Raw genomic sequence first — 26,087 nt, 5'->3', positions numbered from 1 at the left:
GGCTCAGCAAGCAGCATGTTCAGCGAAGTGCGTATGCGCTATCAAGGCCATGACAGTGGAGTCATGCGACCATGTTTACCACCGAATTCATTCTCAGCGCCTTCAAATCAATGGAGGTTGCCGATGTCCCACAGCACCTCACTCACGCCCAAACCCTTGAGTTCAAAGCGAAGCTGCTAGGATTCGCCCACTATCATCATTTCAAAACAAACCTCGAAAAAGCACCAGCAGACACAGCCGCTCACATCCATGACGCGATCATGCGAAAAATCTGTGCTGCTCGGCTTCCACATCCGCAGGCTAGCCATGTCCGAATGGTCGCCGATGATGATGACGATGTAGGTTTCGATTCTTACTGGATTGGATGGGATGAGCGAGGCGATGAAGTCCGTGAGGCGAGGACTGGGTTTGGTAGGTCTCGGATAGAGGCGTTTCGTACGCGCAACCCTCAACCGCTCTACCTTCTCAGCGATGCCCAAGAACTGATCGCATGGCTTAGGTATTGGCACTCAAGTGCAGCCGTGCCAGTTGAATTGGCCAAAGAATTTTTCCCGGACATTTTTGATCAGAAGCACCTCGTGGCAGAAAACCCTCCCCACGAGCTGATCGACGAAAAGGTCAAAGCTGACATGCTGCGCCGCGGACTGAAACGCTAAGCTCGAGATTGAGTGCGGCAAGGAAGGGGGGCGATCCCCCTTCCTCTCGCAGATCATCAGCGTCAAATCTGTGCCTGCCCCCCGTCTACGAACAGTTCAGCTCCGTTTACGAAGCTTGAGTCATCGCTTGCGAGGAACACTGCGGCGTTGGCAATCTCGATGGGCTCTCCGACTCGCCCCAATGGTACTTGCGAAGCCAAGTAGTCGAGCAGACCTTGCTGTTGTTCTGCATCTGGGCCAGCCAAGTCGACCAGGCCGGGAGTGCGAGTCGCGCCCGGACTGAGGGTGTTGACCCTTACTGCGCGATCCATGAGATCCAGAATCCAACTACGAGCAAAGGCGCGGACAGCGGCCTTCGATGCTGAGTACACGCTGAACGCTGCGGTACCCGAGCTTCCAGCGGTAGAACCCGTAAGAATGATCGATGCGTTATGCGCCAGCAGTGGCAGCGCTTTCTGAACAGTGAACAGCACGCCCTTCACGTTACGGTCAAAGGTATCGTCGTAGTGGGCCTCGGTGATCTCGCCCAAAGGCAGCATGGAACCACCGCCGGCGTTGGCGAGCAACACGTCGAGCCGCCCATGGTTCTGATTGATGCGGGCGTACAGGGCATCCAGCTGTTCGAGCTTCGTGGAGTCAACGGCAATACCGGTGGCATTGCCCACCAGCTCCACCGCTTTGTCCAATTCAGCCTGGCGGCGGCCGGTGATGTAAACGTGGGCGCCCTCTTCAGCAAAGCGTTTAGCAGTGGCCAGGCCGATGCCGGTAGTGCCGCCAGTAACCAGTGCGATTTTGCCTTCAAGTTTTTTGCTCATGATGTTTCTCCCGTTGAGGTTGTGATCGGTGTGGGAGAAGCGTATCGACCGCAGACTTTTTTCAAAATAGAATCATTTGAAAGACATCATTGCAGATTTGAAATGCCAAGGATTCCGGATTTTGAAGGACTGGCTATGTTCGCCAAAGTGGCTGAAGAGGGCTCTTACGCGGCGGCCGCCAGGGCCATGGGTGTGTCGGTACCTACGGTGTCCCGGGCGGTTGCACGCTTAGAGGAGCGCCTTGGCGGTCGTCTGTTTAACCGGACATCACGCCAACTCTCTATGACCGAGTTTGGCCAGCGCATGGTTGATCAAGCGAGTGCGTTGTATCGCCAGGCTGAGGAAATGGAAAGCGAAGCTCAGGAGCTATCTGTGCAGCCGCGGGGATTGGTGCGTTTAGCCGTACCAATGTCGTTCGGCTTGCGTTGGGTCGCGCCGTTGCTTCCCGAGTTACTGGAGCGTTACCCAGGACTTGAGCTGGATCTACACCTATCGGATTCAACAGTCGACCTGGTAGCTGATGGTTTCGATGCCGCATTGCGGATCGCTGCCCTCCCCGATTCCTCACTGGTTGCCCGACGGATTTGTTCAGTAACCCAGTACTTGGTAGCAGCCCCGTCGTACCTGGCTCGGCATGGCCATCCAAGTCATCCACGTGATTTGGTTGCTCATGCGTGCATGAGCTACGCCTATCGAGCGCGCAGTCAGGTATGGCGCTTCACCCACGGTGATGGCGGCGAGCAGGATGTAACACCGCGCGGCCCGCTACGTGTCACCAACTCCGATGCATTGGTCGAGCCTTTGCTGGCGGGGATTGCGATAGCTGAGCTTCCGGAGTTCATCGTCGCCGAATACCTAGCCGATGGACGTCTACAGCACATACTGCCTGAGTGGCGCATGACGCAAGGCGGTCTGTATTTCGTAACGCCATCAGCACGTGCACGGCCGAGAAAAGTTCAGGCCCTTTCTGATTTCTTTGCGGAACACCTTTCAAGCCCAGCCTGGCGGTAGTCAGTCCCAAGCAGGCGCTGGGGGGATTTTGTCAGAAGCTGTCGTAAGGAGTACATGTGTACTCCTTTGTCGGCTACCTCATCCAACTCGATTGTCTGAGCTACTCCGTTGAGCCATCCGTGTCGGATGAGTGAATTGCCCGTGGTTCCCTAGCCACCTCCAAGCCACATTCGTAAGGCCCGTTATACAAACAGAATATAGAAGGCCTAGCAACGATCCAGCCGGCCTCTTCGAGCCCGAAGCAGCGATTGGCCTACCCCCGAATTGGGGCGCGGCGCCGGCGATCAGTCCGCACTTCAGCCCATGGCAAGCGGAACTCCTCCAACGCCGATACACTCCCAGAATACCTGCCCTCGCCTATTGATTGAAAGGGTTAGAAAGAGCTTGCTGGGAGATTGTGGGAAATCAGTTCATCGTCACATTAAGGCTATTGCACCCCTGAGATCCCAAGGGAATCGTCATCGCTGGGTCGGCGAACAGATCCATCTGAATGCAGTAGAGCATCAAGCCATCTCCCTCCGAGGTCGAGTACATAGTCTCAAAATAGCTCTTGGCATAGACCTCGAAGCGTTCAGTGTCTATGTCCTTGGCGATGTCCTCACTCACGCGCCAGGTGCGGCTGGAGACGCTATAGGCCCTTGTCGCCGAGGCCAGACGCTCAAAGCTGCTGGTGCCAGGGCCACGCACTAAGCCTGGATTGCCAACGTTTCTAAACATGGCAGCAGGAAAAGGCCCGCTGGTTCTACCGATATCGCTGACGAGAAACGAGTGATTATCGAAGTCATAGTCTCCGAAACGGATCGACGTGTTTCCTGTCATGAGCTTTGGTGGAGCTTTCGCGAACTTCATCTGGTAGCGAGTGAAAGCCTCCTCTGCAGCCACACGATTCTCAGTTGAGCGCCGGTTGGCTTCAAATTTATCCTTTGGCTTTTCCTGTCCAGACTCCAGGAAAGTCTTGTACTCCTTCTCGAATTCAAATCTTTGGTACTTTTTCGCCAGACCAGCAGTGACCAGAATGCGATTTTGTGGATCGTAGATATCCATCGCCTCAGCTTTTTCCTGGACGCTAAGCTCCTTGGATTCGAACGGCAGTACTGGTAGCTTCGCAACTACGGAAGCGTTATAGGCGTACCGATTTCGTTCCTCTACGTGAGACAGGTATTTATTCGTCAGCACAACAACTACCACTGCTGCACTGGCGCCGACCACTTGCTTTTTCGTAATTTTTCTCATGCTGTCCTTCGCACAACGAGACCTTGCATTGACCAAGGTACGAGATTTTACGCGATTTCAAAGCGCCATCATCATATGAGGATTGCCGCAACTGCAAGGGCTGGAGCGGCAATGCGTTCGCCCTGCACATGCTGCGCGCCGCCTCATCAGTTCATGTGGCAGGCGCTCCAGCTCAGTACCCGTTACACCATTTGCCTGAGCCTGGTGATAACGTTTCATCGCGTCAACTGCACGGTGTACATGGGTAGGCAGTGGGTTGCCCAGCCGAATGCGTACGAGGCTCCCCCAGTACTCAACATTTGCTCGGTCGTGGGGAGTCCTTCAAGACCGCAGCTGGAGTCCAGGGCCCAAACGACGCATTACCAACCTACCCTCGCTTGCGAAGGATGCGCTTCGCCGTTGGCTCATTTCTGACGATGAGCAGTTCGGAATCCAGAACTGTGCGCGAAATAAATGCAAGCGTACGAAGCGTAGGCTGGCCATCGATTGCCCGCGCGACCTCATCTGGATTGACCGACTTGTGCCCGATGAGGCGCCGGCTTCTGCTTTTACGAAGCGCATCGACGATCAACTGACCAAGTTGGCGAATCCCGCCCTCATCCAGATCCCGGGTGGCTCGTTGATCCCGGGAGGTACCTAGAAGATCACTCATCATGTGGGTTTTGACTTGCGATGGGTCATCCGAACATCGGTAGGCCACAGGGTGGCTATTGAACACGACGTAGTGCTCATCATCATCAGGCAGCACGCCTATATCATTGGGGCGGAACCCTAACGAGTTGTCGACGATCTGCTTCGACAGGTAATGCGTGTTGAGCTCGGCGCTTAGATGGAACGCAGGGGCCACGTAATAGACTTCGTTGCCCGTGCTTTCCAGTTCCAGTAACAAATCATGCTGCGCGGAATGCCTTAACGCATGGAGGTGCCAACGGTAGTAGGCGCCCCCCATCAGGTTGTATTCCTTGCAGTTCGTGCGCTCCAAGCGATGGCTCAGCTTGAACTGCAGAAACAGTGGCGATCCGAAAGGAATCTTGACGTCGTAGCCACCACCCGGTTTTCCCTCCTTCTGCAGTGAAGGAAACTCGGGGGCAGCCACAACATGAGCGCCAGGCGCTGTGATCAGCTCGTTGGTGAAAGCGAAGCCGTAGGAAAACTCAGACATCTCAGGTTTCATTGTTGCGGCATCCTTGCTGTTGTTCATTCATGGCGAAGAATTTGGTTTTGCTGTCTGCATAGTGGCGGTGGACGACTAAGGGGCAGGCGCTGACGCTGCAAGCTCCAGAATCGACCAGCCAGCTTTTTCAAGCGCCACCCTTCGCTTTTCCCCTGCAGCACCCTCCCCCAATGAACTCTGGCGTATGGCCAAGCACAGCATGTGCGACGGACGGGTCATCCCCACGTACATCAGCATCATGTCCTTCTTCGCTGTTTCCTGAGGCCTCTTGGCAGCTGCTTTTTTGCCCTCTAGATATGGCATGAGTTTCTGGATGAAGTGGCTGCCCCTAAAGGTCTCCAAGATTATCGTCGCTGCGTGTGTCTTGCCCTTTTCCGAGTGAATGGATGACATCCGGATATCGACGCCGGCGGAGACATCCTGGAAACGGTAGGTGTTTACAAGGGATCCCCCTGTTTCTCCGGCTTCGGTGGCAACCGGAGCCGGCTCATAAGCAAGGTATTGGCGGCCCAGGATTTCAGCTGCCACACCCTCAGAATCATAGAGCGCGGCAGCCAGCGCCATGAGTTTCGGTGCGATGACCTTGACCCAGTCCTGCTGAGTGATTTCGGACGGCACAAACAGCATCTGCTGGAGACACTCGCGGTACCGAGCGAAGGCTTCGGGCTTGGTCGTGAATTTCTCATGTACAGCGGCTTGGTGCCGACCTCGTATCTGAACTAGGCTACGAGGGAAAGCCAACTCACCGAGGTTGATCAGACACGAGGCCAGAAGCTCAACGGCTGAATTGGCCGTGGGCTCCTTCATCGCATAGCGGCGCGCGATATGTGCGCCCTCGGCAAACGTGCGGGGCTTGAACGACGTCTTGGTCGTGTCAGACCGATAGGATGGCCAATAATGCTCCAAGGCTTTCGGGTACTGGTTGGGCTTGAAGTTCTCAAGCCGATGCACGGCGCCGACGGCGAACACACCCTTCTCGCGGATATCTTCCGGTAGATGTTTCAGCACCAGCTTGCCGAATTCGTCCAGCACTCCGGTTGCATCCTTGTCCGGAAAGACGATGATCGTGTTCGGGATGGTGCTGGGTTCGCCTTCAGCCCGCAGCCCTTTCAAGCCATCTGTGATCGGGACATAGGCAAACGGGTTGGCAATCGACGCAATGGCCTGATCAAAGCGGAAGCTGCTGGCGATCTCCAACTGACGCTTTGGGTCAGGGAACGGATCCGACTGTGGTGTCTTCTTCTCGAAGATTTCCTGGTTTGGGTCGCCAACGCGGATGACGCGAACATCTGGGTCATCGTGGGGGAAAACCCGTTGCAGTATGCCCGCCTGGTCAGGTTGGGTGTCCTGCATCTCATCGATCAACACGCACGGGAAGCGCAGACGCAATGCGCCGCCCACAGCTGGCTCTTGGTCGAGTAAGGCGTGGCCCAGCACGAACACTTCATCGAAGCAGAAATAACCTGCCTTGGCAGCGCCGCTCAGCGATTTCACCACACTTTTGTAGGTGGCGGTGTGTGGCGCAAAACCGATTTCTTCATCCCCCAGTGGATGATCGAAATCAGCAGACCGGACTCGCAAGCTGTGGAGGCTTTTGTGCTTCATCTCAAAGGCCGTCTTAGCACCAAAATGCTCGCTATCCGTCAGCTTTCTTCGGCGTGCCTTATGCGTGAGGTCATCGTCAATGGCCTGCAGTGCAATCCCTTTCGAGCGCAGCCATGGTGAAGCCAAGAATCGTCCGGCGAAACCATGGATGGTGTCGATATAGTGAGGGAAGCGCAGCAGCCGTTGACCTACTTCCGTACCGCCGAGGCGTTTCTCGATCTCTTCCCTGGCCGCGTTGGTGTGTGAAAGCACGCAGATACCCTGCATACGGCTCTTCCAATGGCGAGCCAGGATGGCCAATTTCGCCACGACCAGGGTCGTTTTGCCGCTCCCCGGGCAAGCCGCTACATCGATGGTATCCATGGATTTCAAGAAATCACGACGAGGCTCGTCCAGCGTTTCCAGCCCCATGAGCTTGATGACCCAATCCACATCGGCATCAGTGATGGGGGCAACCAGTTGGCTAAGCGTCATTCGGCGACCTCTTCCAGCGGATCAGCTGAGCCTGCCGGTGCTGCCGACACCACGAGAGTGTGAGCCGGGCTGGAGGTTGTGGTCAGTGCGGCACCTCCGGTTGCGTACTCGATCGCGTGGACAACATAAGTGGGCAGCAGCCCACGCAGCGTCGTGGCGTCCAGGGTTTTGTTTTCAAACCGCTGGTCGATCAAATCGATCAGGTGCTGGGCTGCGATCGCTTTAGAAGCTCTTTTGAACAGTTTGTAGATCGCGGAACACCTTGCATCCTCGGTGGCATAGGTCGTCTGGATCTTGTCGAAAGCTGTTCGCGCCTTCTTCAGCAGCGTGACCTTGGTCTCCTTGCCTTCGTCGATCTTTTCCTCATTGATGGCCAGGTATGCGGCATGGTGGACTTCCTTCGAAAGCCCCTTGAACGCCAGGTCGTACTCAAGCGTCCAGTGATCCGCAACGAATGTGCGCACACATTGCCCGTCACTTTCTGCTCGCTTGTCGCGGTGATCCTTGAGTCCTTTTTCAAGGTCAAGCGGTGTGGCACCGAAGTCTTTCATCGCGCGCCAGCGTCGATCGGCTTTGTCTGGCCATGCAGCCCCTTTTACTCCCTTTAGACTCAAAATCTCGGGGGCACAGTCCGGCATCACGTCCATGTCCGTAATGCAGGCTGTAGGCACGGATATCTCGCCCTTGGAGGTGTCTTTTCGCTGCAGGATTTTCGAGTAGCGCCGCAAACCAACACCGCCCACGTTGATGATCGATACGCCATGCTTGGTGAGATCTTTGCCAAGTCGCCGAGCGAGCGACGGCAACAGAATGGCTTCGGCATCGCCTTCTACGACCAGCAATCCCTTGGCGAAGAACAGACCCGCTTTGGTCGCGTCTAGGAAGCGGCTGAGGAAGCGATAGTCGTCAGGAGCAAGGCAGGTTTGCTCTTCTGCAAGGGAGAACGCCTGCTGCCGCTGCATCAGAACCAGGTTCTGCAACGGAATTTTCGAACTCAGGTTGGGGCTGTGCGTGGTCAATATGACTTGAACCTGCCTCAAGCCTGTAGCTGGCTGAGCCGCAGCCTCAAGAAACTCCATCAACTGGAGCTGGCGCTGAGGATGTAGGTGCGCTTCTGGCTCTTCGATGAGGAGCAACGGAAGTCCGTCGGGCTCCTTACCGAGCAGCAGTAGCTCACAGGCCATGAACAGCACGTTGTTCGAGCCCAGCCCATAAACGCCGCGGGCTTGACCTGTGGCGTGATCCAACAGCCCCAGCTCCAAACGCTCCAGGATCTGTTTGAGTTTGGCGGGATCCGTTCCCGCCTCCCCGAAACCAATGCGACTTGTCAGTGGCTGGCCAGCAAGGGAGAGCGGACGCAGGTAGGTGTCGTTGATTTCCTTCTGCGCGGAGACGATGGCGCCGTGGCTGTTCACCAGATGGCGAAGATAGTCGCCCATACCTGCAATACTGAGGGCCTCAGCGTCAGCAAGGTCAGCTGGAAGCGCCGCAGGATCAAAGGCGCTGCCGGCGTCAATATTCGGGAAACTACTGAGTACTTGAGACAGGCGGGAGTTTCTGCCCGGCGACATCTCTCGTTCTGCGTCGCGCAGCGGTTTTAGGTACGCGGTGGCCAGTAGTTGCCGTACACCCACGTCCAAGGACGGGCCTTCTCCGTTTTCACCCGAACGAATCGAGATGTCGACCCATTTACGAGTCGAGGCAGAGGCAACGATGCGGCGAGCCGACCAGTGAACGTAGAGCCTCCCAACACCATCCTTGTAGGTCACGTACTCAGCGAAAGCGCCGAGTTCCGCGGAGCTCAGTCCTTCCAGCGTACACCTGAGAGTGATGGCTTCCGCCTGGGTGCCATCGCTGGCGATGTGAAAGTCCTCGATCTGAAGCCTCAGATACTCAGCATCACGTGTCTGCAGTACGTAGCGAATCGCATCGATGACTGCGGTTTTGCCCGCATCGTTTTCACCTACGAGGGCAGTCACCCCTTCGTTGAACTGGATGTTCAACGCATGACCGCCTTGGCCGAACTGGCGGAAGTTTTCGATTTTCAAAGCCGAAAGATGCACAGCGCTGCCCTCACCTGATTCAGTGGCAGGGAGAGGGTTGCTGAGCGTCAACCTGGCCGACACCATCCCTCCCTGGATGTGCTAGCTATATGCCATGAAAAATCCACTGGGGCTAGACGATTCGACCGGTTCCTACCGGGGGCTTGGTCATTCGGCATACCCGCCTGGTCGTGTAGCCGTCGCGGGTATCAGTTCAGCCCTAATTGATGGCCGCGTAACCCGCCCAAGACGCCAAGTTTCATTTACCATGCTGTCGGCCCAGGCCGGGCGCGAACAGGCCGAAAGCCCCAATGTGCACAGGTATTCCCGTTTGGCAGCAAAACCACTAACAGCTCGCGAGGCCTATCAAATCCTGCGAGACGTTGCCCTAGGGGTTCGCACGATGCGCCGCATTGGCCAGCAGTCGTGGGCTGAAATCTACTGTGGCTTGATGACTGTCGAGGCCGATGGCTGGGTGCTCACGTTCTACAACGATTGCGACGCCCTCGATTACTGCGACAGCTGCTACAGCCCTGATGGCCGCGCGTACGTTTTCAATTCGTCGCAGTCGTACAGCACTGACCCTGTAGAGTTATTGAGCACTTGGGAGCATGCGCAGCTTGAAAAACTGTTGAGTGCCTCGTAGCCGGCCATGAGAGAGCGACAGGGTTTTGACTTAGACGGTCGGCTAAGGCAGCTAAGATCATCAGCTCCTCATCGCAGTGATTGCCTATGGACGATTTCGCCAGCCGTTTTTCTGAGCAGGGTTATGAACCCCACGCCGACGACCGCTCTCACCTTCTGAAGGCATTGAATGAACAGCTCTGCAGCCCAGGCGACGCTCCTCGTCTTCGGCGCCTTTATGACTCATTGATCGATGCTGCAGTGGATGGCGGCGATGAAGGCGTCTGCGGCATGCGACAGAGCTAGCGGAGGTTGTGGCTTCGCGCGTCGAACCGGAGAACGGATGCCTCGTTTACTACTCATGTTCCAATGCATGGGCCGCGCTCAGGAAGCTGGTGGTGCAGTCATGGAAGGACGATACCCTTGACCACCCTGCTCTGCTCAAACAGCTTTATTTCCTGCGCGCCTCATTACATCACTCAGGCTTTAAAGAGCTGGCACCAATGCTTCGCTCCCGAATCTACTGCAACCTAGGCAATACGCTCAAGGCGTGTGGGCGATGGATCGAGGCGCTTGGGGAATGGCGCAACGCCTTGGAGGACAATCAGATCCTGGGTATGGCGCTGGGCAACCTTGGCATTGGATTGGCTCAATACGGCCGTACGCTTTACGACCCAGGTCACACCTAGATGCTCATGGTAGTCGTAGCCGCAGACCATGGCAGCGATCCGGGGCTGAGCATCATCATCGACGGAATATCTTGATCTGCCACAGGAACCGGCGATCACGGTAAATCTGCATGAGCAGATCGGTCGCTGCTTTCTCGATATGGGCTTCATTCATGGCAAAACACCATATGTAGGCTCTCAAACACAACCTAGCCCAATATGTAGTGCTTTCAATATATGCTTAACCTAACATATAGGTTTTGCCGATGAACGGTTATCTCTCTACGCGCGCCAGGATGGCGGGACACTCAATCTGCTTACTAACGGCTACTCAGGGTCGTCATCGACCTCTGGTTGCGGCCGAATCCAGCCGTGGCTGATGAAAAAGCTGAAAACATTCGTAAATTGGGAGTAAGCGCTCTTCCGGACAGCTTCCTGGAAAAAACTGTCCTTAGCTTGATTACTTGGTAAGTCATGTGGTTCAGCGTCCCGAAGCAGCCCCAGCAGAAGGCCCTCAGTGGCGGCAGCATTCCAGCATTGGCTGTTGCTCATGAGCGTAGCCAGGAGAAGGTCAAGCTGTGGGCTGGTGAGCCTTCCGGAGAATGGTGCAAGCAGACTGCGGAAGCGGATCTCTGACCCCCTGAAACTTCCTGATTCGCCGTAGCTCGAGACAGCCCGATCCCACAGTTCTGGAATCGGCGATACGCTGATCACCTGCTCAAGATGAGCGTCACTCATGTCTTGGATAACGTTCAGCAAGCCTTCTCGCAAGGCAGGTACTGAAACGCCAGCGAGAGTCCGATAATCAGGCGCGTTCGTAGGATCAAAGTTCGCGGCAGTTTCAACGAGCGCGGTTTGGGTTGCAGGCTCCAGTTGTGACCAGAACGCAGGGAACACCGCCAGCAGGGAGATTGCACGAGGTCGTGATGCAGGCTCAGCGTTGTCAATGAGCCTCAGGATTGCTGTACAAATATCAGGCCAAGCGTCAGGAGCCCTATTGCGCAGAGCCATTAAGGTATGGGCAATTTTTTGCTGGTGCGTCTCCCACTCAGGGGGAGTCCCTTTCAATAATGATTTGCCCAAAACTGTGCCAAAATTTTGCAAATTCTGTGTCTTGATGCGCTTCAAATACCGCTGATCCACATATTCATGGATCTGGTCAGGGTATGTCGGAAACCCAGCTGACTGGACATCCAGGCTGTAAATGTCATAGATCGCTTTTCCTTGGCGCGGCTCACGCGACAGTACGCAATCGATGACATTGACAAGGTGAAGCCTCACCAGCTCTGGTGATGGTTCAAAAAGCTCAGCTTCGGCTGAGAAAGCAGGATGTGCGCACAGGTGTCTATCTAGTCGCAGACGGTGTAAATGACGCTTGGCAATAGGGTCAAGAACCTGCGTCGTGTCCGTCGCATGGTCAAGAATTTCACCTTCCAGCGTCAATAATTTAGGAATATTGTCAGCTGCAGTGGCAGCGTCCCATTGCTTGATGAATTGAGCAGCAGCTGCATCTCCTTGAGCGCTGATCTCACGATACTTGGCGATCAAATCGTAGGCTAATGCAACCCAAAGTGAAGTGAGTGATCCCCTTAGGGCTCCGGCTTTGTAGGCTTTGATAGCATCGAGAAAGTAACGCTTGGAAGCGGGATTTCGAATTTTTGTGACTAGGATGTCTAAATCTACGAAGCCAATATCCATATCTACCCATGCCGTGCCATATGGAAAAATAAACGCTAAGGCCACCAAGCATCCTCGCGTCGAAATGGGACTATCGGCTGTCGACGACACCCTCCCCTGCGAGGAAAACGAATTGGTATCTGCTTTGGGATTATCTCAGGCCGATAAAGCTGTAGCCATTGAACGATCGGATAATGGCCAGCTCCACTGCAGCATGCTCGCTCTGCAGATGCGGGAGTCATTATGCTGATGTGCGGCGCTGAAGCGCTAGCCGTTGCGCTGGAGGAAGCCCTGCTCATGAGTCATGAGTGAAATCCTGGAGCACTGACTCAGCAGGGGCGATCTGGCGGGCTACTGTTATCACGCCGCATGGTCAGTCAATACTGGCAAAAACGAATGAATGAGCCAGTATTGAACGACAGGCCTCAATCGTCGCGGGTACAAAGGCCTCTGCAAGGCGATTAGCGGGGGGCTAGCGACTCTTGGGATTACAGGAGCACCATCCCTTGGACAGAGAAGCATACCGGAGAAATCTCCTGTGGAGGCTTGCCGATGCAGCGTCAAAGTGCGCGCGCAATCGTGTTGAGGGATTTGAGCTGCTCAGGCAGGCCAGCGCCCACCTCCACCGATTGCACCCAGACCATATTGTGATGACGGCACAAGAGCTGGAAGTCAATTTCCGTCGCCCTCTAGAGGCATGGCTGCCGGATGAGATCCGCGGGAAGCTCACTGGCGTGCTTCTAGCACCCTCTAATACCCCCACCCGAACCTGCACAGAGCTGTTGTTGGAGTTTAATACCCGGGAGCAGTACGAGCAGACCCAGCATCTGATTCGTCGCGTGAGGGACATTTGCAAGGCAATCCCTGAGGGTGATGAGCTGTACCGAAGCTTCCGGGAGTTCCTGGTATTGAATGGCAAGACAACCCGCCACCCGCTTCGCGTGTTGTTTCAGCCTCTCGACCTTTCCGTGGAAGACCTCTACAGGCCACCGGAACGCCATGAGGTGCTTGCCGGCAAGATGTACCTGTGCCCTTCGTGCCACTGGCCAATGACGATCACTCAGTCCCACATAGCGTGCCCCTCGCAGTGGTGCGAGCACGCTGGAAGCATCTTCGACCTGCATCGCCGCCAGGTCATCAACCGGTTGGATGGCAATAGCCTGAAGGGCCAGGTGGTCAACGATGAGACCTTGGTACTGCAAGATGCCTACTGGAAGTTCACTTTGCTACCCGGATTGCTGGAGATTCAGCTCGCTAAAGGCCTGCGCGTGATGGGCTTTCTTCCAACGCTGTGGCCGGATGTCGATGAGGCGGACGTGCGCATCGACGTAGGTGGTATGCCCCTGGATTTGGACGCCAAGGTGTGGCGCTACCCCGAAGCCCTTGAAGCACACCTGCAGCCTGCCAGCCGTGGGCCAAATCGCTGGATTGTGATTCCCGACTACCAGGTTCGATCTCTGCCTGCACTGAGAGAGCGTTTGGGGCCATACATTCATACCTACAGCAGTTGCCTCAATGAACTCAAGCGCCGAGCGTGATCGTGTCGAGGCCGGCTGCATTCTCTTTTTGGCCATCGCTTGCCGAGATGTGGGCAATACTCCCACCATTGGAGATGCTGCGGCGCTGGCTTCTGGCCAATTGGCTCATTGGGGAGGACTTCATGCTCTAACGAGGGAGGAGCAGGCGTCCTTGGCCGTTGCGCTGCGCTTTATACATCCGGAAATTACGGAGCCACGGGTCTTTCTGTACACCGCCCAGAGTGTGATGCTGCAGCCTCACAGCTACTTCATTCTTGTCGACGATCCAGACTTGGTCAGGCTCACATTTGACCATCGCTACCGGCTGGCTCAAGTCTTGGACGCGGGGGATCTGATCCAGGATTACCTACAAATTGTTCGCCGGCACCAGCCCCCTACTCGCAAGCAAATTCCTGTCGACAGGGGTTTTGACGTGCGAGCTAAATTTGGCGAGCGCTACCAATACTATTCGTTTGATGAAAGTGATCTTCCAGCGTTACCCCCGCCTGATCAAACACTGCCGATTCCCGTCCGGCCGGAAGCTCATGAGGCTCACTGGAGTTACGCGGCGCTCAAGGCTATCGCTGAGCAACTGGACGCTTCGCCTCTCTTACATGGGAGCCATCTGAAAAGCTTGCAGAACATCTTGCGGCGCGAGCGCAGCGTGGAGGCAGCAGCGGGAATTTTTTATCGGGTTAATGCACCTACCGGCTCGGGCAAAACCGTGTTGGTGGTCATGATGGCCATCGATGCTGCTTGCCGAGGTGAATCCGTCGTGCTCGTGGTGCCCGGGCTGCTGGAAGTGGAGGGATTGACCGCCGAGTTGAGAGACTCGCTCAGTATCATCGCCCCACACCTGACAGTGGCTCCTCTGCACGGCGAACGTCGCCTGGCTGAGATTGCCGCGCGGCAATTCGATGCAGGTGGCCAATCTCCACCGTATGAGCATATTTGCCTGCTACAGGGGCATGCCAGTGATGGAGTACCGATCCCCTCCTCTAGGGAGCCGTGTTTTGGACTTCGATTAGTGGAATCGATAGGCCAGGGCAATAAGCGCATTTCAAAAATCGCGCACTGCCCATTCCTCTTCAAATGTGGGAAGACCTCGATGCTTGCCGGCGCGCTGAAAGCTGACATCGTGGTGGTGAATCACGACGCCCTGCTCGCGGCCTCGACCAGTATCCCGCTTGAGGACAGCGACCGTTTTGGTTCAAGGCGCAGCTACTTGGAGCTTTTGCTTCGCACTAAATCGATTTTCCTAGTGGATGAGATTGATGGGCTGCTCAGCCGTACGATCAAGAATTGCACCACAACCCTGGAACTGGGAGGAAAACGACACGACACGGCGCTTGCTCGCCTGCGGACGGAGGTCGACAGCCGTCCCGGAATCCAGGGCATGAAGCAGAGCAAGTTCAACGTCTTGAAGTGGGCGCTGACTTTCACTGCGCAAACACCGGATGAAATACTCGACCTGTGCGATGAAAAGCATTTTCGATGGCCTAGCCATGGCATGCGATGGCCTCAGTCCGAGGACAAGATGTTGCAGCATACGCTCCAGGTCGACCATGACATGCTTGAAGCCTTGTACCACCTGAATGATCGGTCAGTGCCGAAAGAGCTGCATGACCTGCACGACAATTTGACCTATTGGGGCATCAAGGAAGCCCGAGCGCCAGCAGATATAATCCGCCAACTGACCAATATCCTCAAACGGCTTTCTGATGCAGGACACATTCGGAAAGCGGGAACCAAATCAGGAGATATGAAGGCGGCGCTGATCCTGCGCGGAGCTTTGGGCCTTATCCAGGAGCAGATAGCCATACTCCACCGCTACATGCGGGATTTGATTTGGGCTGACATCCCTGACGCCCGTGAGGTGGAGAATGCTTTGGAGGGAACTCCCACAGTAACACTTGTTCGTAACGGGCCACTCCAGCATCCCATCTGCGGATTCAAATACCAGGTTGGGGATCATGGCCCTGCGACCCTGCATGTGGAAACGCTGAAGGGCGACCCGCACGCCACTTTGCAGTTTCTACCCAACCTCACCTCCCTGGCTTTTTCAAACGCACAGCGCGTTTTCATTGGGCTTTCGGCCACCGCGCACTTTCCAGGTGCGAGCCGTTATGACCTGCCTGCGAACGACCTCATTGATGTTCCGGATGCCTCGGGACAGATTTCTTTCTGCAACCTGGCAACGACAGCTCAGATTTCTGGAAGCCTACCCAGGGCACGAAAGCGCAAGGTGAGAGAACTGGCCGAAGAACTTGCCTTGTGTTTGCCGCCAATGCTGCAGGCCCAATTGAAGGCGGATCCTACCCGGGGCCGTTTCGTCCTGATAACCAACAGCGATTCAGATGCCGAGGTGCTTGCGATAGCGCTGCGTCATGCATTTAGCAAACTAGCGCCATCAGAGGATTTGGGGTGTCTGGGTGAACAGGTGCTATGGGTTCGAGGCAAAAGTGCTGCCGCCCGCCCAACGGAAATGCCGGCAGATTGCGCCATGTTCCATCATGACCTGCCTGGGCTGTTGACCGGAGAGCATCAGGCGAAGCGCTTCCTAGTGAGTTCGCTGTCACCGATAGCGCGTGGCCATAACATTGTCCACCCCAACGGTCGCTCCGCTATCGGCGCCATCATTGTGTGTGTTCGACCGCTTCCGCCCTCCGACAATCCAGCTGACACCTTGGGGCATGTTACGTATGACAACAGTAAAAGCCTCGGCGTCTACAGAACACCCGGCGAGGCGATGGCTGCGTCCAGGTCACTGGCTTACCGTAATCTCAATGCGATTCGGTACGCCTTGCCCAATTTTTCCAGCCAGCCGGAGAACATCCGCCACTTCACGATCATGAACATCTTGGTCGACCTGGCGCAGCTGGCAGGTAGGGGGCGCCGTGGTGAAACGCCCATCACTTGCTATTTTGGTGATGCAGCGTTTGTCGATGGCAAAACGTCCTGGGCTGATTTGCTGAGGGCTAGCATCCAGCATATGAAGAAAGATGGGGAATGGGATGACTTCTGCCGGGAGCATGCCGGCATGGCCGGTGCAATGGAGCAATACATTCGATAAGGGGAGCATGCGTCAATGAGCACAAAGCACCTTCGCACTAATCTGTTCCGGTTCGACCCTGCTCAGTTGGGGCATGTCTACCAGTCCGTGGTTGATCCAGAGTTCTATGACGCCTGGCGAGCGATCGAAGCGGTAGCCCCATTTAAGGAGAGGAATCTTCCGACTCGAGGCTTGCAAGAACTGCTTGCCGTGATTTCCAGGGGGCCGGTGAAGGCCAACGCCAGGCCGTCGCCCCGGGCTGATGCTGCAGCGTTGCTCATGCTCAATGAGATCCCCCTCTCCATACTCAACGAAGCACTGGAGATTTGGGGGGAGGAAGTGCTGAAGTCCTACAGCCATAGCCTTCCTGGTATCGCCAAACGCCTAGTGGTCAAAGAGCTGATTCCGCTGGAGGCCGAGACGTTATTCACGCCAAGTGCTACCAAGGGCGGTGCCTACGCTGTCGTACCATGGCTCGTGGGGCAGCGCATGGCTGCCAAGCTCATGAAGACCCAGCCAGGCGCACCGGTGAAACTGTTTGAGACAGCGGACTATCGACACAACAGAGACGGGATGACGCTTCTGACATGGGATACTCCCATATTGGCGGCCGAGCAGGGAGAGATCGCCCACCATGTGCTCGACCTGAAGCTGTCCCTGCTCCCCGGACATCAAAAGCCCTACCTCGACCTGAGGGTGCATATCAACCGAGTGATGCCTAATTGGGTGGGGAAGAAGCTACATGCCTGGGTGAATTCGAATAACGGGATCGTCTGCTGTAGAGTCAAAACGCCCCCAGCCGTTGATGGAAAGTGGGTGACCCATTACGTGCACCCCACCAGCCGCATCCTAGGTTACCTTGGGTATGATCCGCTGCCCGCCATCGTTGAGGGAGACATTCCCCCAGATAGCTGCATCCGTCCCATTTTTGCGACTACTCCGTCTAACGCCGCGATTGGGGCTGGCGCCGGCCCACTGTTCTTTGATGAAGCCAGTTTTCATCTCACCGAATGCGTACCTGGTACCGAGCCGATGCTGGCGCAAAGGGTGATTTCCGGTTTCCGGCAAAAACGGTCAGTCGGTGAATCGACTTTGCCAGCCCTACCGGTCATGGTGCTTGCCGCTTCTGCTGACCTTGTCATGCGTCTTCATGTGGCCACTCAGGATCTTGCGACTCAGGCCAAGCTGTTCAAGCGGCTTGAAGCCCCATCTTTTGAACTCAAACGCCTCTCGGTGCCGGAGACCGCAACGTACCTACTCCAGCCTTGTCAGAGCGATGCCAATATGGAAGCGTGGTTCAAATCAGAGGTGCTTCCTGAAATACAGCGTACTTCGGCGCAAGTGGTCATCGTCGAAACCACGCCAGAACTGGCGAGGAACAAGTTGAGCGATTCCAAGCACAAATTGCGTGATCTGTTCGCTCGCCACGGCGTTCGAACCCAGTTCATCTTCCATCCTCCCGTCAGACGAGTGCGTCGGGGGAAGCTCGATGCAGATCATCCGGCGCTGAACGCATTGATCGAGTGCATTCGGCTGCATGGGCTTATTCCAATGCCGCTTCCGGAAGCACCGCGGTTGGCCCCGAATACCATGATCCTGTCTGTGTATCTGGAACGCATATCAGAGGAAGGCGGGTATGTTCATCTGCCGGTCATCACACGCATTGAAACCCGCAGTCAGAGAGCGGAGGTTTTCTGGGGAAGCAATGGGGATGGCTCGGTTGGCCGTTGGTATCCGTATGGCGATGCCGCTGCCCTCATCCATAGCACCAGGAAGCTTTTCAGCGAGCAGGAGGTCATGCGCCTGGTCGATCAAGCTTTCCTTGCGCCAAGACGTGCTCTGGAGCAACCGTTGATTGTATGCCTCGACAAGGGGCTAGCTCGAATCTACAAAGCGCTGCAGGACGCTCCTGCCGGGGATCTTCCTCCGATACCAACTGATGCGGCCGTCGTCAGGGTACGTTGCGATGAGAACAGCGCGCTGGTGACCGGCAACCATTCGAAATCGCCAGCTACTCCGGCGCATATCGGCAATCACATCGGGCTCTACAGCGCAGAGGACGACCACCGCGTTCACTACTTTGTTTCGCCATCCAGGCATTACAACAAAGAACCCTCTCATCGCAATGCCAATCGATACAGTGCAGATGAAGGGCTGGATAAGCCGTGGCATCATCTAGGCGTGACTGAACTGGTTGTCCTCCAGCCCGGCGCTTTCCAGAGTGAAGCCGTTGTGGCGGAAGGCATCGGTCTTCTATGCCGTCATGCGCCGCTTTGGGACTGGTACATCCGGTTGCCGGGCCCTATGCACCTCGGGAAGAAGATCGCGGTTGACCACCCCTACGTTGAAGCACAGAGAAACTCATTTGCCTAAGATGCCCGTAGAGTTGGTGTCGTAAGAAGACCAGCGTCGTAGTTTCCTAAGCCGCGATAGCAGAATGCTCTGCCTGAGTCTCGTAGACCAACTCTACTGGCGACCCAGACCAGAATTTTTCGAGCAATCCCTTCGTCTGTTCAGCTTGGCCGCCCTCGAAAAATCCGCAAGAATGTCACTTGGCTATTACCAACTGTACGGAACACTCATATGCCACGGAAGCTCAAAGGGGGCGGCGGCGGGTCGATCGCTCTGTACGCCTTGTTGTTCGTCGTTGCCCTCTTGGCACAGATTCCAAAACAGGTATGGATCGCCCTTGGGGTGATCCTGGGCATAGGCGTGTTGGTATGGGTGGTCAGGCGCACCACCCAGGCAAAGCCCTACGTTCCTGAAGACGATATTGCCGCGGAGAACGCTGCGTCTTCTCGACAAGCAACCTCCCCCACAGTAACCGTCCAGTTCAGCACGAATACCCGCGAGCGAGATTTCCATACCGTCCAAATCGGCTCGTCCAGCGATAGTCAGAGCTACGCCATCCCAAAGCCAAGTGCTAAGCCCACGGGGGTTCGTTGGCTTGCTGAAGGTGAGTCCATCAACGTGGCTGGGCTGGCCATCCCAGGCGGAATGCTCTACATCACCGAACGAGCGACACAATTCGGCCAAACTGAACCGTCCTTGATCGATGCTACGCTTCGAGTCGCACGCTCACCTATGAACCTCACCGAGCGGCAGATGCCCTATTGGCCAAGCTACCGAAGCATCACGCCTGAGGCGCGGCGAGCGTATCTGCAATGGTTGGCAGGCGGTCGCCGCCAGCCTGCCGATGCAGGTTATGTGTTCCTGTTTTTCTACGGGCTTGAACGCCGCGCGCTGGTCGATGCACCGACTGACCCTCAGGCCAAGGCAGAGATCCCAGCCATCAAGGCTGAGGTCGAGCGCTTGCTTGGTCTTTACGGCGACAACAATTCTTTCCGCAGCTACGCTACTCGCTTCCTCGCCCATATCGACACAGGTTCTGTTCAACCTCAAAGCTACATGAGTGAGCCCGCCGCCACTTCCACAGACGGTTATGAGCTGCCGATGTCACTGCGCGTTGCGCTGGGTCAGATGGCTGTGGACAAGTATCCGCTCAACCCGAGCTGGGCATTGGCCTGGGCGCTTGCAGAACCCAACATTTCCAGGCGTACACCCGTGACCCGGTGTCCGGAGCAATTCGCAGAGCTCTTCAAAAACGAATTCGCAAAACGCTACCCCAACGGAATTGTGCTTCCTCAGAACAAGACCAAGCTGAAGATTGCCTATCGCCCTGCTTCTGCTGGATTGAGCGTTCCGGCAGTGGCCGTAGGTGACCTTCCCGATGTTGCGGCAACCTCAGGAACGCGCAACAAGCTGCAGGTCATTGTCGAGGAATGCACCGTCGTACTCGACGCGTTCAGTCGGTATCTGGGGCGCAATCCGGACGCGGAAAATAGCCTGGAAGCCATCCTGCAGTTGCCAACAGAACTCTGGCCCGCTGAAGCAAAAGCAGAACTTGAACAGTTGGAGCAACGCGTCGGGGGCGAAACCATCTGCATGAGTTTCGGTGAGCTGGCAGGCCGATTCAAATCAGCCGGCGCGCTCTCCCGCGACAAAGTCGTCGCACTCGCCCGGGCCTTGGAAAGCAAGCGAATTGGATTGGAGCCCGATGTCCTTTCTGGCAGCCGTACGCCCAAGGCAGAAGACACCATCGCGCTGTTCGCCGCGGACTCTGACGAAGGCACTCTTCGCTCTACAGATGCTTACAGCGCTGCAGCAGTGACCTTAGATCTGGCCAGTGCAGTAGCTGCGGCAGACGGTGACACCTCGCTTGAGGAGGTGAATCTGCTGTCAGGCCACATTGACTCATGGGATCACCTCTGCGTCGCGCATCGCAAACGCTTGAAGGCGCATCTCCAGATTCAATTGAAGCAGCCGCCCACGCTGGCAAGCCTCAAGAAGAAACTTGAGCCGCTGCCCCTTGAGGCCAAACGAAGAATTGCCAGTTTCCTGGCCCACCTGGCGCAAGCAGATGGTGAGGTGACACCGCAGGAGGTGAAGCTGCTTGAGCGCGTGTACAAATCGCTCGCTCTCGATCCGCAGTTCGTCTACAGCGACCTCCATAGTGCAGCCGTTCGCCCTTCCCAGGTCGTGGAGGCAATGACTGCAACTGCCGCGTCGGCCACTATAGCACCGTCTTCAGAAAGCAGTAGTACAGGCTTTGCCCTGGACATGGACAAGGTCGCTCGTCTGCAACAAGAAACAGCAGAGGTGTCGGCGCTTCTGGCCAGCGTCTTCAATGAAGAATCGCCTGCTGAAACACCTAATGCCTCGGGACAAGAAGCCCCCCAAGAACAGGAAGGCAGTACCGCCGAACAGCTTGCTACCGTACATGGTTTGGACGTTGAGCATTCTGCGTTCCTCCGTTTGTTGGTTTCTAGGACTGAATGGAGCCGCGCTGATCTGGAAGACGCAGCCAGTGATATGGAACTGATGTTGGATGGCGCTCTTGAACGGATCAACGACACAGCGTTTGAGCTGTTCGACATGCCCGTGACTGAAGGCGACGACCCCATAGAGATCAACCCCGACATTCTGGATGAATTAGCCCTATGAGTAAGATACGAGCCAAGGATCGCGACGCGGTCATTCAATCGCTGCGCGCAGGCGTAGTGCCCCGTGTTGGGCAGCACCTGATCCAGGTAGGTCGGGCGGGTGAGCTCGACTCGCTGCTCAAGGATGTGGATCGTCTCGCAGATGGCGGTTCCGCATTCCGCGTCGTCGTTGGCGAGTACGGTGCGGGTAAAACCTTCTTCCTCAACCTGGTGCGCGGCATCGCCATGGAGCGCAAGCTCGTCACCATGCACGCCGATTTGAACCCTGACCGTCGTCTTCATGCTTCCGGTGGCCAGGCGCGCTCCCTTTACTCCGAGCTGGCCAAAAACATGGCCACGCGTACCAAACCCGATGGCGGCGCGCTCCAGGGTATCGTCGAGAAATTCATCTCCCAGGCTAAAACGGAAGCCAAGGTCAAAGGTGTCGAGGGCGAGGTTGTCATTCGTGAGTACCTGTCGGAGCTCACCGAGATGGTCAACGGCTATGACTTCGCCGACGTCATTGCCGCCTACTGCCGCGGTTTCGAGGAAGGGAATGAGCAGCTTAAGGCTGATGTCATCCGGTGGCTGCGCGGGGAATTTTCCACCAAGACCGACGCCCGCGCTGCACTAGGCGTGCGTACGATCGTCGACGATGCCTCCGTTTACGATCAATTGAAATTGCTGTCACGGTTCGTGCGCCTCGCTGGCTTCGGCGGACTGATGGTGTGCCTGGATGAGTTAGTCAACCTATACAAACTGGCAAATACCCAGGCCCGGAACGCCAACTACGAACAAATCCTGCGCATCCTCAACGATTCGTTGCAGGGCTCGGCTGAAGGCCTGGGCTTTGTCCTGGGCGGCACACCAGAGTTTCTGATGGACACTCGTCGCGGGCTCTACAGCTACCCTGCCCTGCAGTCGCGCCTCGCGGAAAACAGCTTTGCGAAGTCTGGGCTGGTCGACCTTTCTGGGCCTGTCATTCGGCTCAGCAGCCTGACCCCTGAAGACTTCTACGTGCTGCTGCAGAAGCTACGCAATGTCTATGCCTTCGGCGTACCTGAGAAGTTCTTGCTGCCGGACGAAGCCATCCCCGCGTTCATGGCGCACTGCAACCAGCGCTTGGGCGAGGCATATTTCCGGACACCACGCACGACCATTACCGCTTTCATCAACCTGCTCGCGGTCATCGAGCAAAACCCTACAGCAGATTGGCGAACTTTGCTGGGCGCCGTGGAGCTGTCTAGGGATGAGGGTGGGCAGCAAGATCTTGAAGTCGAGGCCGACGATGAGCTCGCCAGCTTCAAGCTCTGACTCCTCTTCGTTCGAACGTCTACACCCCGAGGTTCAGCAATGGATCTGGTCACAGGGGTGGACGTCGTTACGTGATGCCCAAGAGTGGGCGGTACCGGCCTTGGTGGGTGCTGATCGCGACGTAATCATTGCAGCGTCTACCGCCGCGGGTAAAACAGAGGCTGCATTCCTCCCCATCCTGACCAACCTGCTCAACGACAGCGAACCCGCCGGCGCGGTGCTGTATATCAGCCCGCTCAAGGCACTGATCAACGACCAGTGGGACAGACTCAGTCGGCTGTGCGAGCGGCTAGGGCTGCCCGTCGTTGCTTGGCATGGTGATGTGGCAGCAAGTAAGAAACAACGGTTCCTGAAATCGCCCGAAGGCATCTTGCTGATCACTCCGGAGTCGCTCGAGGCGCTGTTCGTGAACAGAGGCTCGAGTTTGCCTGGAGCTTTTCAGAACCTGCGCTACATCGTCGTCGATGAGCTCCATGCCTTCATTGGCAGTGAGCGCGGTAAACAACTGCAATCGCTCATGCAACGGGTTGAGATCGTCGTAGGTAGGGCCCTGCCTCGTGTAGGGCTATCCGCGACGCTTGGGGAGATGTCGCTGGCCCGAAAATTCCTGAGGCCAGTTCGCCCCGATGACATTACCGTCATCGAGTCGAAATCCTCTGGCCAGGAGCTCCAGGTGCAAGTACGCGGCTACATCGAACAGCCGATGCAACAGGTGGTGGCAGAATACCCCGGGAAAGCGTCAACAGATGAAGACGCCGAGCAGGAGGATACCTCTGGTACCAAAGTGGCAATTGCTGGCCACCTGTACAAGGTGTTGAGGGGGCACAACAATCTGATCTTCCCCAACAGGCGCCAAGAGGTTGAATGGTTTGCCGACCGTCTGCGATCACTGTGCGAGAACGATGGAGTTCCAAACGAGTTCTGGCCGCACCACGGTAGCTTGTCCAAGGAACTGCGCCAGGATGCCGAACGGGCGTTGAAAGCGGGAGATCCTCCAGCTTCAGCCGTATGCACTACGACCCTGGAGCTGGGTATAGACATTGGCAACATCAGGACGGTCGCACAGATCGGCTGTCCACCCTCCGTGGCGAGCCTGAGGCAAAGGCTTGGCCGCTCAGGGCGTCGACCTGGTGAGCCCGCGATGCTGAGGGCGTACTGCCGCGAGCGCCCCTTAACGGATCAGTCTGATCTCTCCGATCAGTTACGTGAGGGCCTTGTCCAAACGGTCGCCATGATCCGCTTGCTGATCAATGGGTGGTTTGAACCGCCACGGTCGGAAGGCCTACACGCCTCGACACTGGTGCAGCAGTGCTTGTCGTCGATTGCTCAGCTCGGCGGTGCCTCGGCGGCGCAATTATGGGGAAATCTCATAGCAAGTGGCAGTTTTGCTAGCGTCACCAAGCCCGATTTCCTGTCTTTGCTCAAAGGTATGGGTGAGAAAGAATTGATCGTCCAGGACAGCTCAGGACTTCTGCTGCCAGGCGAACTCGGGGAGCGGTTGATCAACCACTATGAGTTCTACACCGCCTTCACGAGCGATGAAGAGTTTCGTTTGCTCCGGGATGGCAAACCACTTGGCTCGCTGCCCGTCAGCAAACCCCTGACCAAGGGGCAACGTATCATTTTCGGTGGCCGACGCTGGCAGGTTCAGGACGTCGATCTTGAAGCGAAGGTGATCGTGGTCACGCCGGCGCGGGGCGGCGAGCCCCCTCAGTTTGATGGGCTAGGCGCGCAGGTGGATGATCGCGTCAGGCTTGAAATGCGAAACGTACTGATGGACACCACCCCTTGTCCCTTCCTGGACAAACACGCTCAAGCCCTACTGGAGGAAGCTCGGAGTAACTTCCGTGCCCTCGGCTTGAGTGCCGCGGCGATTGTTGGCTCTGCCAGCGTAAGCCACGTTGCGACCTGGCGAGGGGACTATACCAACGATGCGCTGGCCTTGTTGCTCAGGCATGTGGGCATTCAGTGTGAAAACACCGGGCTCTTCCTGGAAGTAGCATTCAGTGGGGAGGATACGTTGAGAGCGTTGCGCATGGTCGGCCAAATGGACATCTCAGATGTAGAGTCCATATTGGAAAACGTCGAAAACATGATCCGAGAGAAATGGGATTGGGCCCTTCCCCGCTCGCTCCTGATGAAGTCGTTTGCCTCGAGTCATCTTGATCTCCAGGCTGCAGTCTTAACAGCGCGGCTTCTTAGCGAGGACGGGCAGGACGATGCGAATGCCCGTGGCCTCCTCTCCTAGGATTTGTCGCCCATCCTTTCGAGGTCGGCTTGTGCACTGGCAAGCTGCTGGATCAACTCAGCTTCCCGCAGTTTCCCTGTCGCGGCCTCGGACTGAGCGTCTACAGCCTCCTTAGTCTTAGCTTCCAGTTGCTGGGAGAGCAGCTCTTTCGCGCCTTCCGCGCGCGCAGTCGCTGCATTCGCGATGCCCAGGTCGCCCCTCAGATGTTCGATAGCATCGCGATGCTGGTTAGCTTCCTTGGCATGCTGGCGGTTCTCGGCGATCAAGCGTTCGTTGTCGCGGATCATGCGGGTGGCTTCCTCCTGCTTAACCATGAGCGTCTGCTGGAGAAGGGTTACCTCTTGTTGCATCTGGTAGATCTGGGATTCGTGACGGTTCAAATCTTGGTCGCGCTGCTCTTTCACCGATACACGGTAGTGCTCAAGCGCTTCCCTGGCATGCTTATGCTTTTCCTCGAGGGATTGAATTTGGGCGTCCCTCTCTTGGAGTCGAACCTCAAGGTCGCTACAGCTCTGGCTGATCCAGGCGTTACGAGTGATCTCGGCTTGAAGGCTGGAGTGAGCGGTCTTGAGTTCCTCGTCCTGAGTCTGCAGTGCTGACCGCAGCTTGATGATCTCCCGCTGGGCCTGTTCCAGGTGACCTTGAAGTGTACTGCTCTCGGCCTTCATGGTTTTCCGCTCAAGCTCGAATGCAGCCCGCTCATGCGCTAGCGCTTCATTTCCCTCCTCCAGCAGTCGCTCGAGCATCTTGCCGACCAGTTCCGTAAGTTCATCACTTAGGCGCGATGGGGAAGCAGAAGGGCGCGGGTGATGCGACTCGATTTCCTTCAAATATCGCTGAATTGTCGTCTTAGATCCGGTATTTCCCAATTCGATGCGAATTGCGTCAATGCTAGGGTTTTGCCCTCTGGAAAGCAGAGCGTCGCGCGCTTTGCGTACCAGTACCAGGTTAATGCCACCTCTAGCCATTTCAGCTCCTACGATTTCGTACTGTTT

18 protein-coding genes are annotated in these 26,087 nt (G+C 56.3%); 11 read left to right on the top strand and 7 right to left on the bottom strand.

The genetic code is table 11. The features are described from left to right. The first annotated feature begins 71 nt into the window (after positions 1 to 71). On the top strand, positions 72 to 656 hold the full coding sequence (locus tag FPB55_RS12330; RefSeq protein WP_029886788.1) for a hypothetical protein: 585 nt from the start codon (positions 72 to 74) through the stop codon (positions 654 to 656). Between the two features lie 62 nt (positions 657 to 718). Here the strand turns inward: FPB55_RS12330 and FPB55_RS12325 are convergent, their stop codons facing one another. Then, entirely contained in the window at positions 719 to 1,471 is a 753-nt protein-coding gene (locus tag FPB55_RS12325; protein WP_029886789.1) for an SDR family oxidoreductase, read from the bottom strand. 102 nt (positions 1,472 to 1,573) lie between these two features. Here FPB55_RS12325 and FPB55_RS12320 point away from each other — a divergent pair, with 102 nt between their 5' ends. Next, a complete protein-coding gene (locus FPB55_RS12320) occupies positions 1,574 to 2,482 on the top strand; it encodes a LysR family transcriptional regulator (protein WP_029886790.1) in 909 nt (302 codons plus the stop codon). Between the two features lie 405 nt (positions 2,483 to 2,887). Here the strand turns inward: FPB55_RS12320 and FPB55_RS12315 are convergent, their stop codons facing one another. The 4 genes from FPB55_RS12315 to FPB55_RS12300 form a co-directional block, all read right to left on the bottom strand. Next, positions 2,888 to 3,715, bottom strand: a complete 828-nt coding sequence (locus FPB55_RS12315) for a hypothetical protein (protein ID WP_029886791.1) — start codon at positions 3,713 to 3,715, stop codon at positions 2,888 to 2,890. Positions 3,716 to 4,082: 367 nt separating this feature from the next. Next, positions 4,083 to 4,889 (bottom strand): hypothetical protein, encoded by an 807-nt coding sequence (locus FPB55_RS12310; protein WP_029886792.1) that lies wholly within the window; start codon positions 4,887 to 4,889, stop codon positions 4,083 to 4,085. Between the two features lie 75 nt (positions 4,890 to 4,964). Beyond that, positions 4,965 to 6,968: a UvrD-helicase domain-containing protein gene (locus FPB55_RS12305; protein ID WP_029886793.1), complete on the bottom strand. Its 2,004-nt coding sequence runs from the start codon at positions 6,966 to 6,968 to the stop codon at positions 4,965 to 4,967. Further along, on the bottom strand, positions 6,965 to 9,082 hold the full coding sequence (locus FPB55_RS12300) for an AAA family ATPase (protein ID WP_223809656.1): 2,118 nt from the start codon (positions 9,080 to 9,082) through the stop codon (positions 6,965 to 6,967). The genes FPB55_RS12305 and FPB55_RS12300 overlap by 4 nt, the downstream gene beginning before the upstream one ends. Positions 9,083 to 9,341: 259 nt before the next feature. Between FPB55_RS12300 and FPB55_RS12295 the strand changes: the two genes are divergently transcribed. The 3 genes from FPB55_RS12295 to FPB55_RS26275 all read left to right on the top strand — a co-directional run bounded on the left by FPB55_RS12295 (position 9,342) and on the right by FPB55_RS26275 (position 10,323). Next, entirely contained in the window at positions 9,342 to 9,656 is a 315-nt protein-coding gene (locus tag FPB55_RS12295) for a hypothetical protein (protein ID WP_029886795.1), read from the top strand. An 86-nt stretch (positions 9,657 to 9,742) separates the two neighbouring features. Further along, on the top strand, positions 9,743 to 9,940 hold the full coding sequence (locus FPB55_RS12290) for a hypothetical protein (protein WP_125920157.1): 198 nt from the start codon (positions 9,743 to 9,745) through the stop codon (positions 9,938 to 9,940). A gap of 92 nt (positions 9,941 to 10,032) precedes the next feature. Next, entirely contained in the window at positions 10,033 to 10,323 is a 291-nt protein-coding gene (locus FPB55_RS26275; RefSeq protein ID WP_029886796.1) for a hypothetical protein, read from the top strand. A 306-nt stretch (positions 10,324 to 10,629) separates the two neighbouring features. Here the strand turns inward: FPB55_RS26275 and FPB55_RS12280 are convergent, their stop codons facing one another. After that, positions 10,630 to 12,045, bottom strand: coding sequence for a hypothetical protein (locus tag FPB55_RS12280; protein ID WP_102085141.1), 1,416 nt, complete (start codon positions 12,043 to 12,045; stop codon positions 10,630 to 10,632). A 440-nt stretch (positions 12,046 to 12,485) separates the two neighbouring features. Between FPB55_RS12280 and FPB55_RS12275 the strand changes: the two genes are divergently transcribed. The 6 genes from FPB55_RS12275 (at position 12,486) to FPB55_RS12250 (ending at position 25,092) form a co-directional block, all read left to right on the top strand. Next, positions 12,486 to 13,517, top strand: a complete 1,032-nt coding sequence (locus FPB55_RS12275) for a hypothetical protein (protein WP_029886798.1) — start codon at positions 12,486 to 12,488, stop codon at positions 13,515 to 13,517. After that, positions 13,495 to 16,569 carry a hypothetical protein gene (locus FPB55_RS12270; RefSeq protein WP_050492225.1) on the top strand — a complete coding sequence of 1,025 codons (3,075 nt, stop codon included), beginning with the start codon at positions 13,495 to 13,497 and terminating at the stop codon, positions 16,567 to 16,569. The genes FPB55_RS12275 and FPB55_RS12270 overlap by 23 nt, the downstream gene beginning before the upstream one ends. 15 nt (positions 16,570 to 16,584) lie before the next feature. Further along, positions 16,585 to 18,921 carry an RNaseH domain-containing protein gene (locus FPB55_RS26270; RefSeq protein ID WP_029886800.1) on the top strand — a complete coding sequence of 779 codons (2,337 nt, stop codon included), beginning with the start codon at positions 16,585 to 16,587 and terminating at the stop codon, positions 18,919 to 18,921. A gap of 210 nt (positions 18,922 to 19,131) precedes the next feature. Further along, a complete protein-coding gene (locus FPB55_RS12260) occupies positions 19,132 to 21,552 on the top strand; it encodes a TerB N-terminal domain-containing protein (protein WP_054889901.1) in 2,421 nt (806 codons plus the stop codon). Further along, positions 21,549 to 22,844, top strand: coding sequence for an ATP-binding protein (locus tag FPB55_RS12255; protein ID WP_054889902.1), 1,296 nt, complete (start codon positions 21,549 to 21,551; stop codon positions 22,842 to 22,844). Before FPB55_RS12260 ends, FPB55_RS12255 begins: the two co-directional genes overlap by 4 nt. Before the next feature lie 43 nt (positions 22,845 to 22,887). Further along, on the top strand, positions 22,888 to 25,092 hold the full coding sequence (locus FPB55_RS12250) for a DEAD/DEAH box helicase (protein WP_054889917.1): 2,205 nt from the start codon (positions 22,888 to 22,890) through the stop codon (positions 25,090 to 25,092). Here the strand turns inward: FPB55_RS12250 and FPB55_RS12245 are convergent. Continuing rightward, on the bottom strand, positions 25,089 to 26,060 hold the full coding sequence (locus FPB55_RS12245; protein WP_054889903.1) for a DNA-binding protein: 972 nt from the start codon (positions 26,058 to 26,060) through the stop codon (positions 25,089 to 25,091). The two genes, FPB55_RS12250 and FPB55_RS12245, sit on opposite strands and share 4 nt — an antisense overlap. Positions 26,061 to 26,087: the final 27 nt, after the last annotated feature.

The sequence above is a fragment of the Pseudomonas sp. BJP69 genome (assembly GCF_007633355.1).
GTDB classification, from domain to species: domain Bacteria; phylum Pseudomonadota; class Gammaproteobacteria; order Pseudomonadales; family Pseudomonadaceae; genus Aquipseudomonas; species Aquipseudomonas juntendi.
Note: the sequence above shows the minus strand (reverse complement) of the source record. Positions and strands in the feature narration are given on the sequence as shown.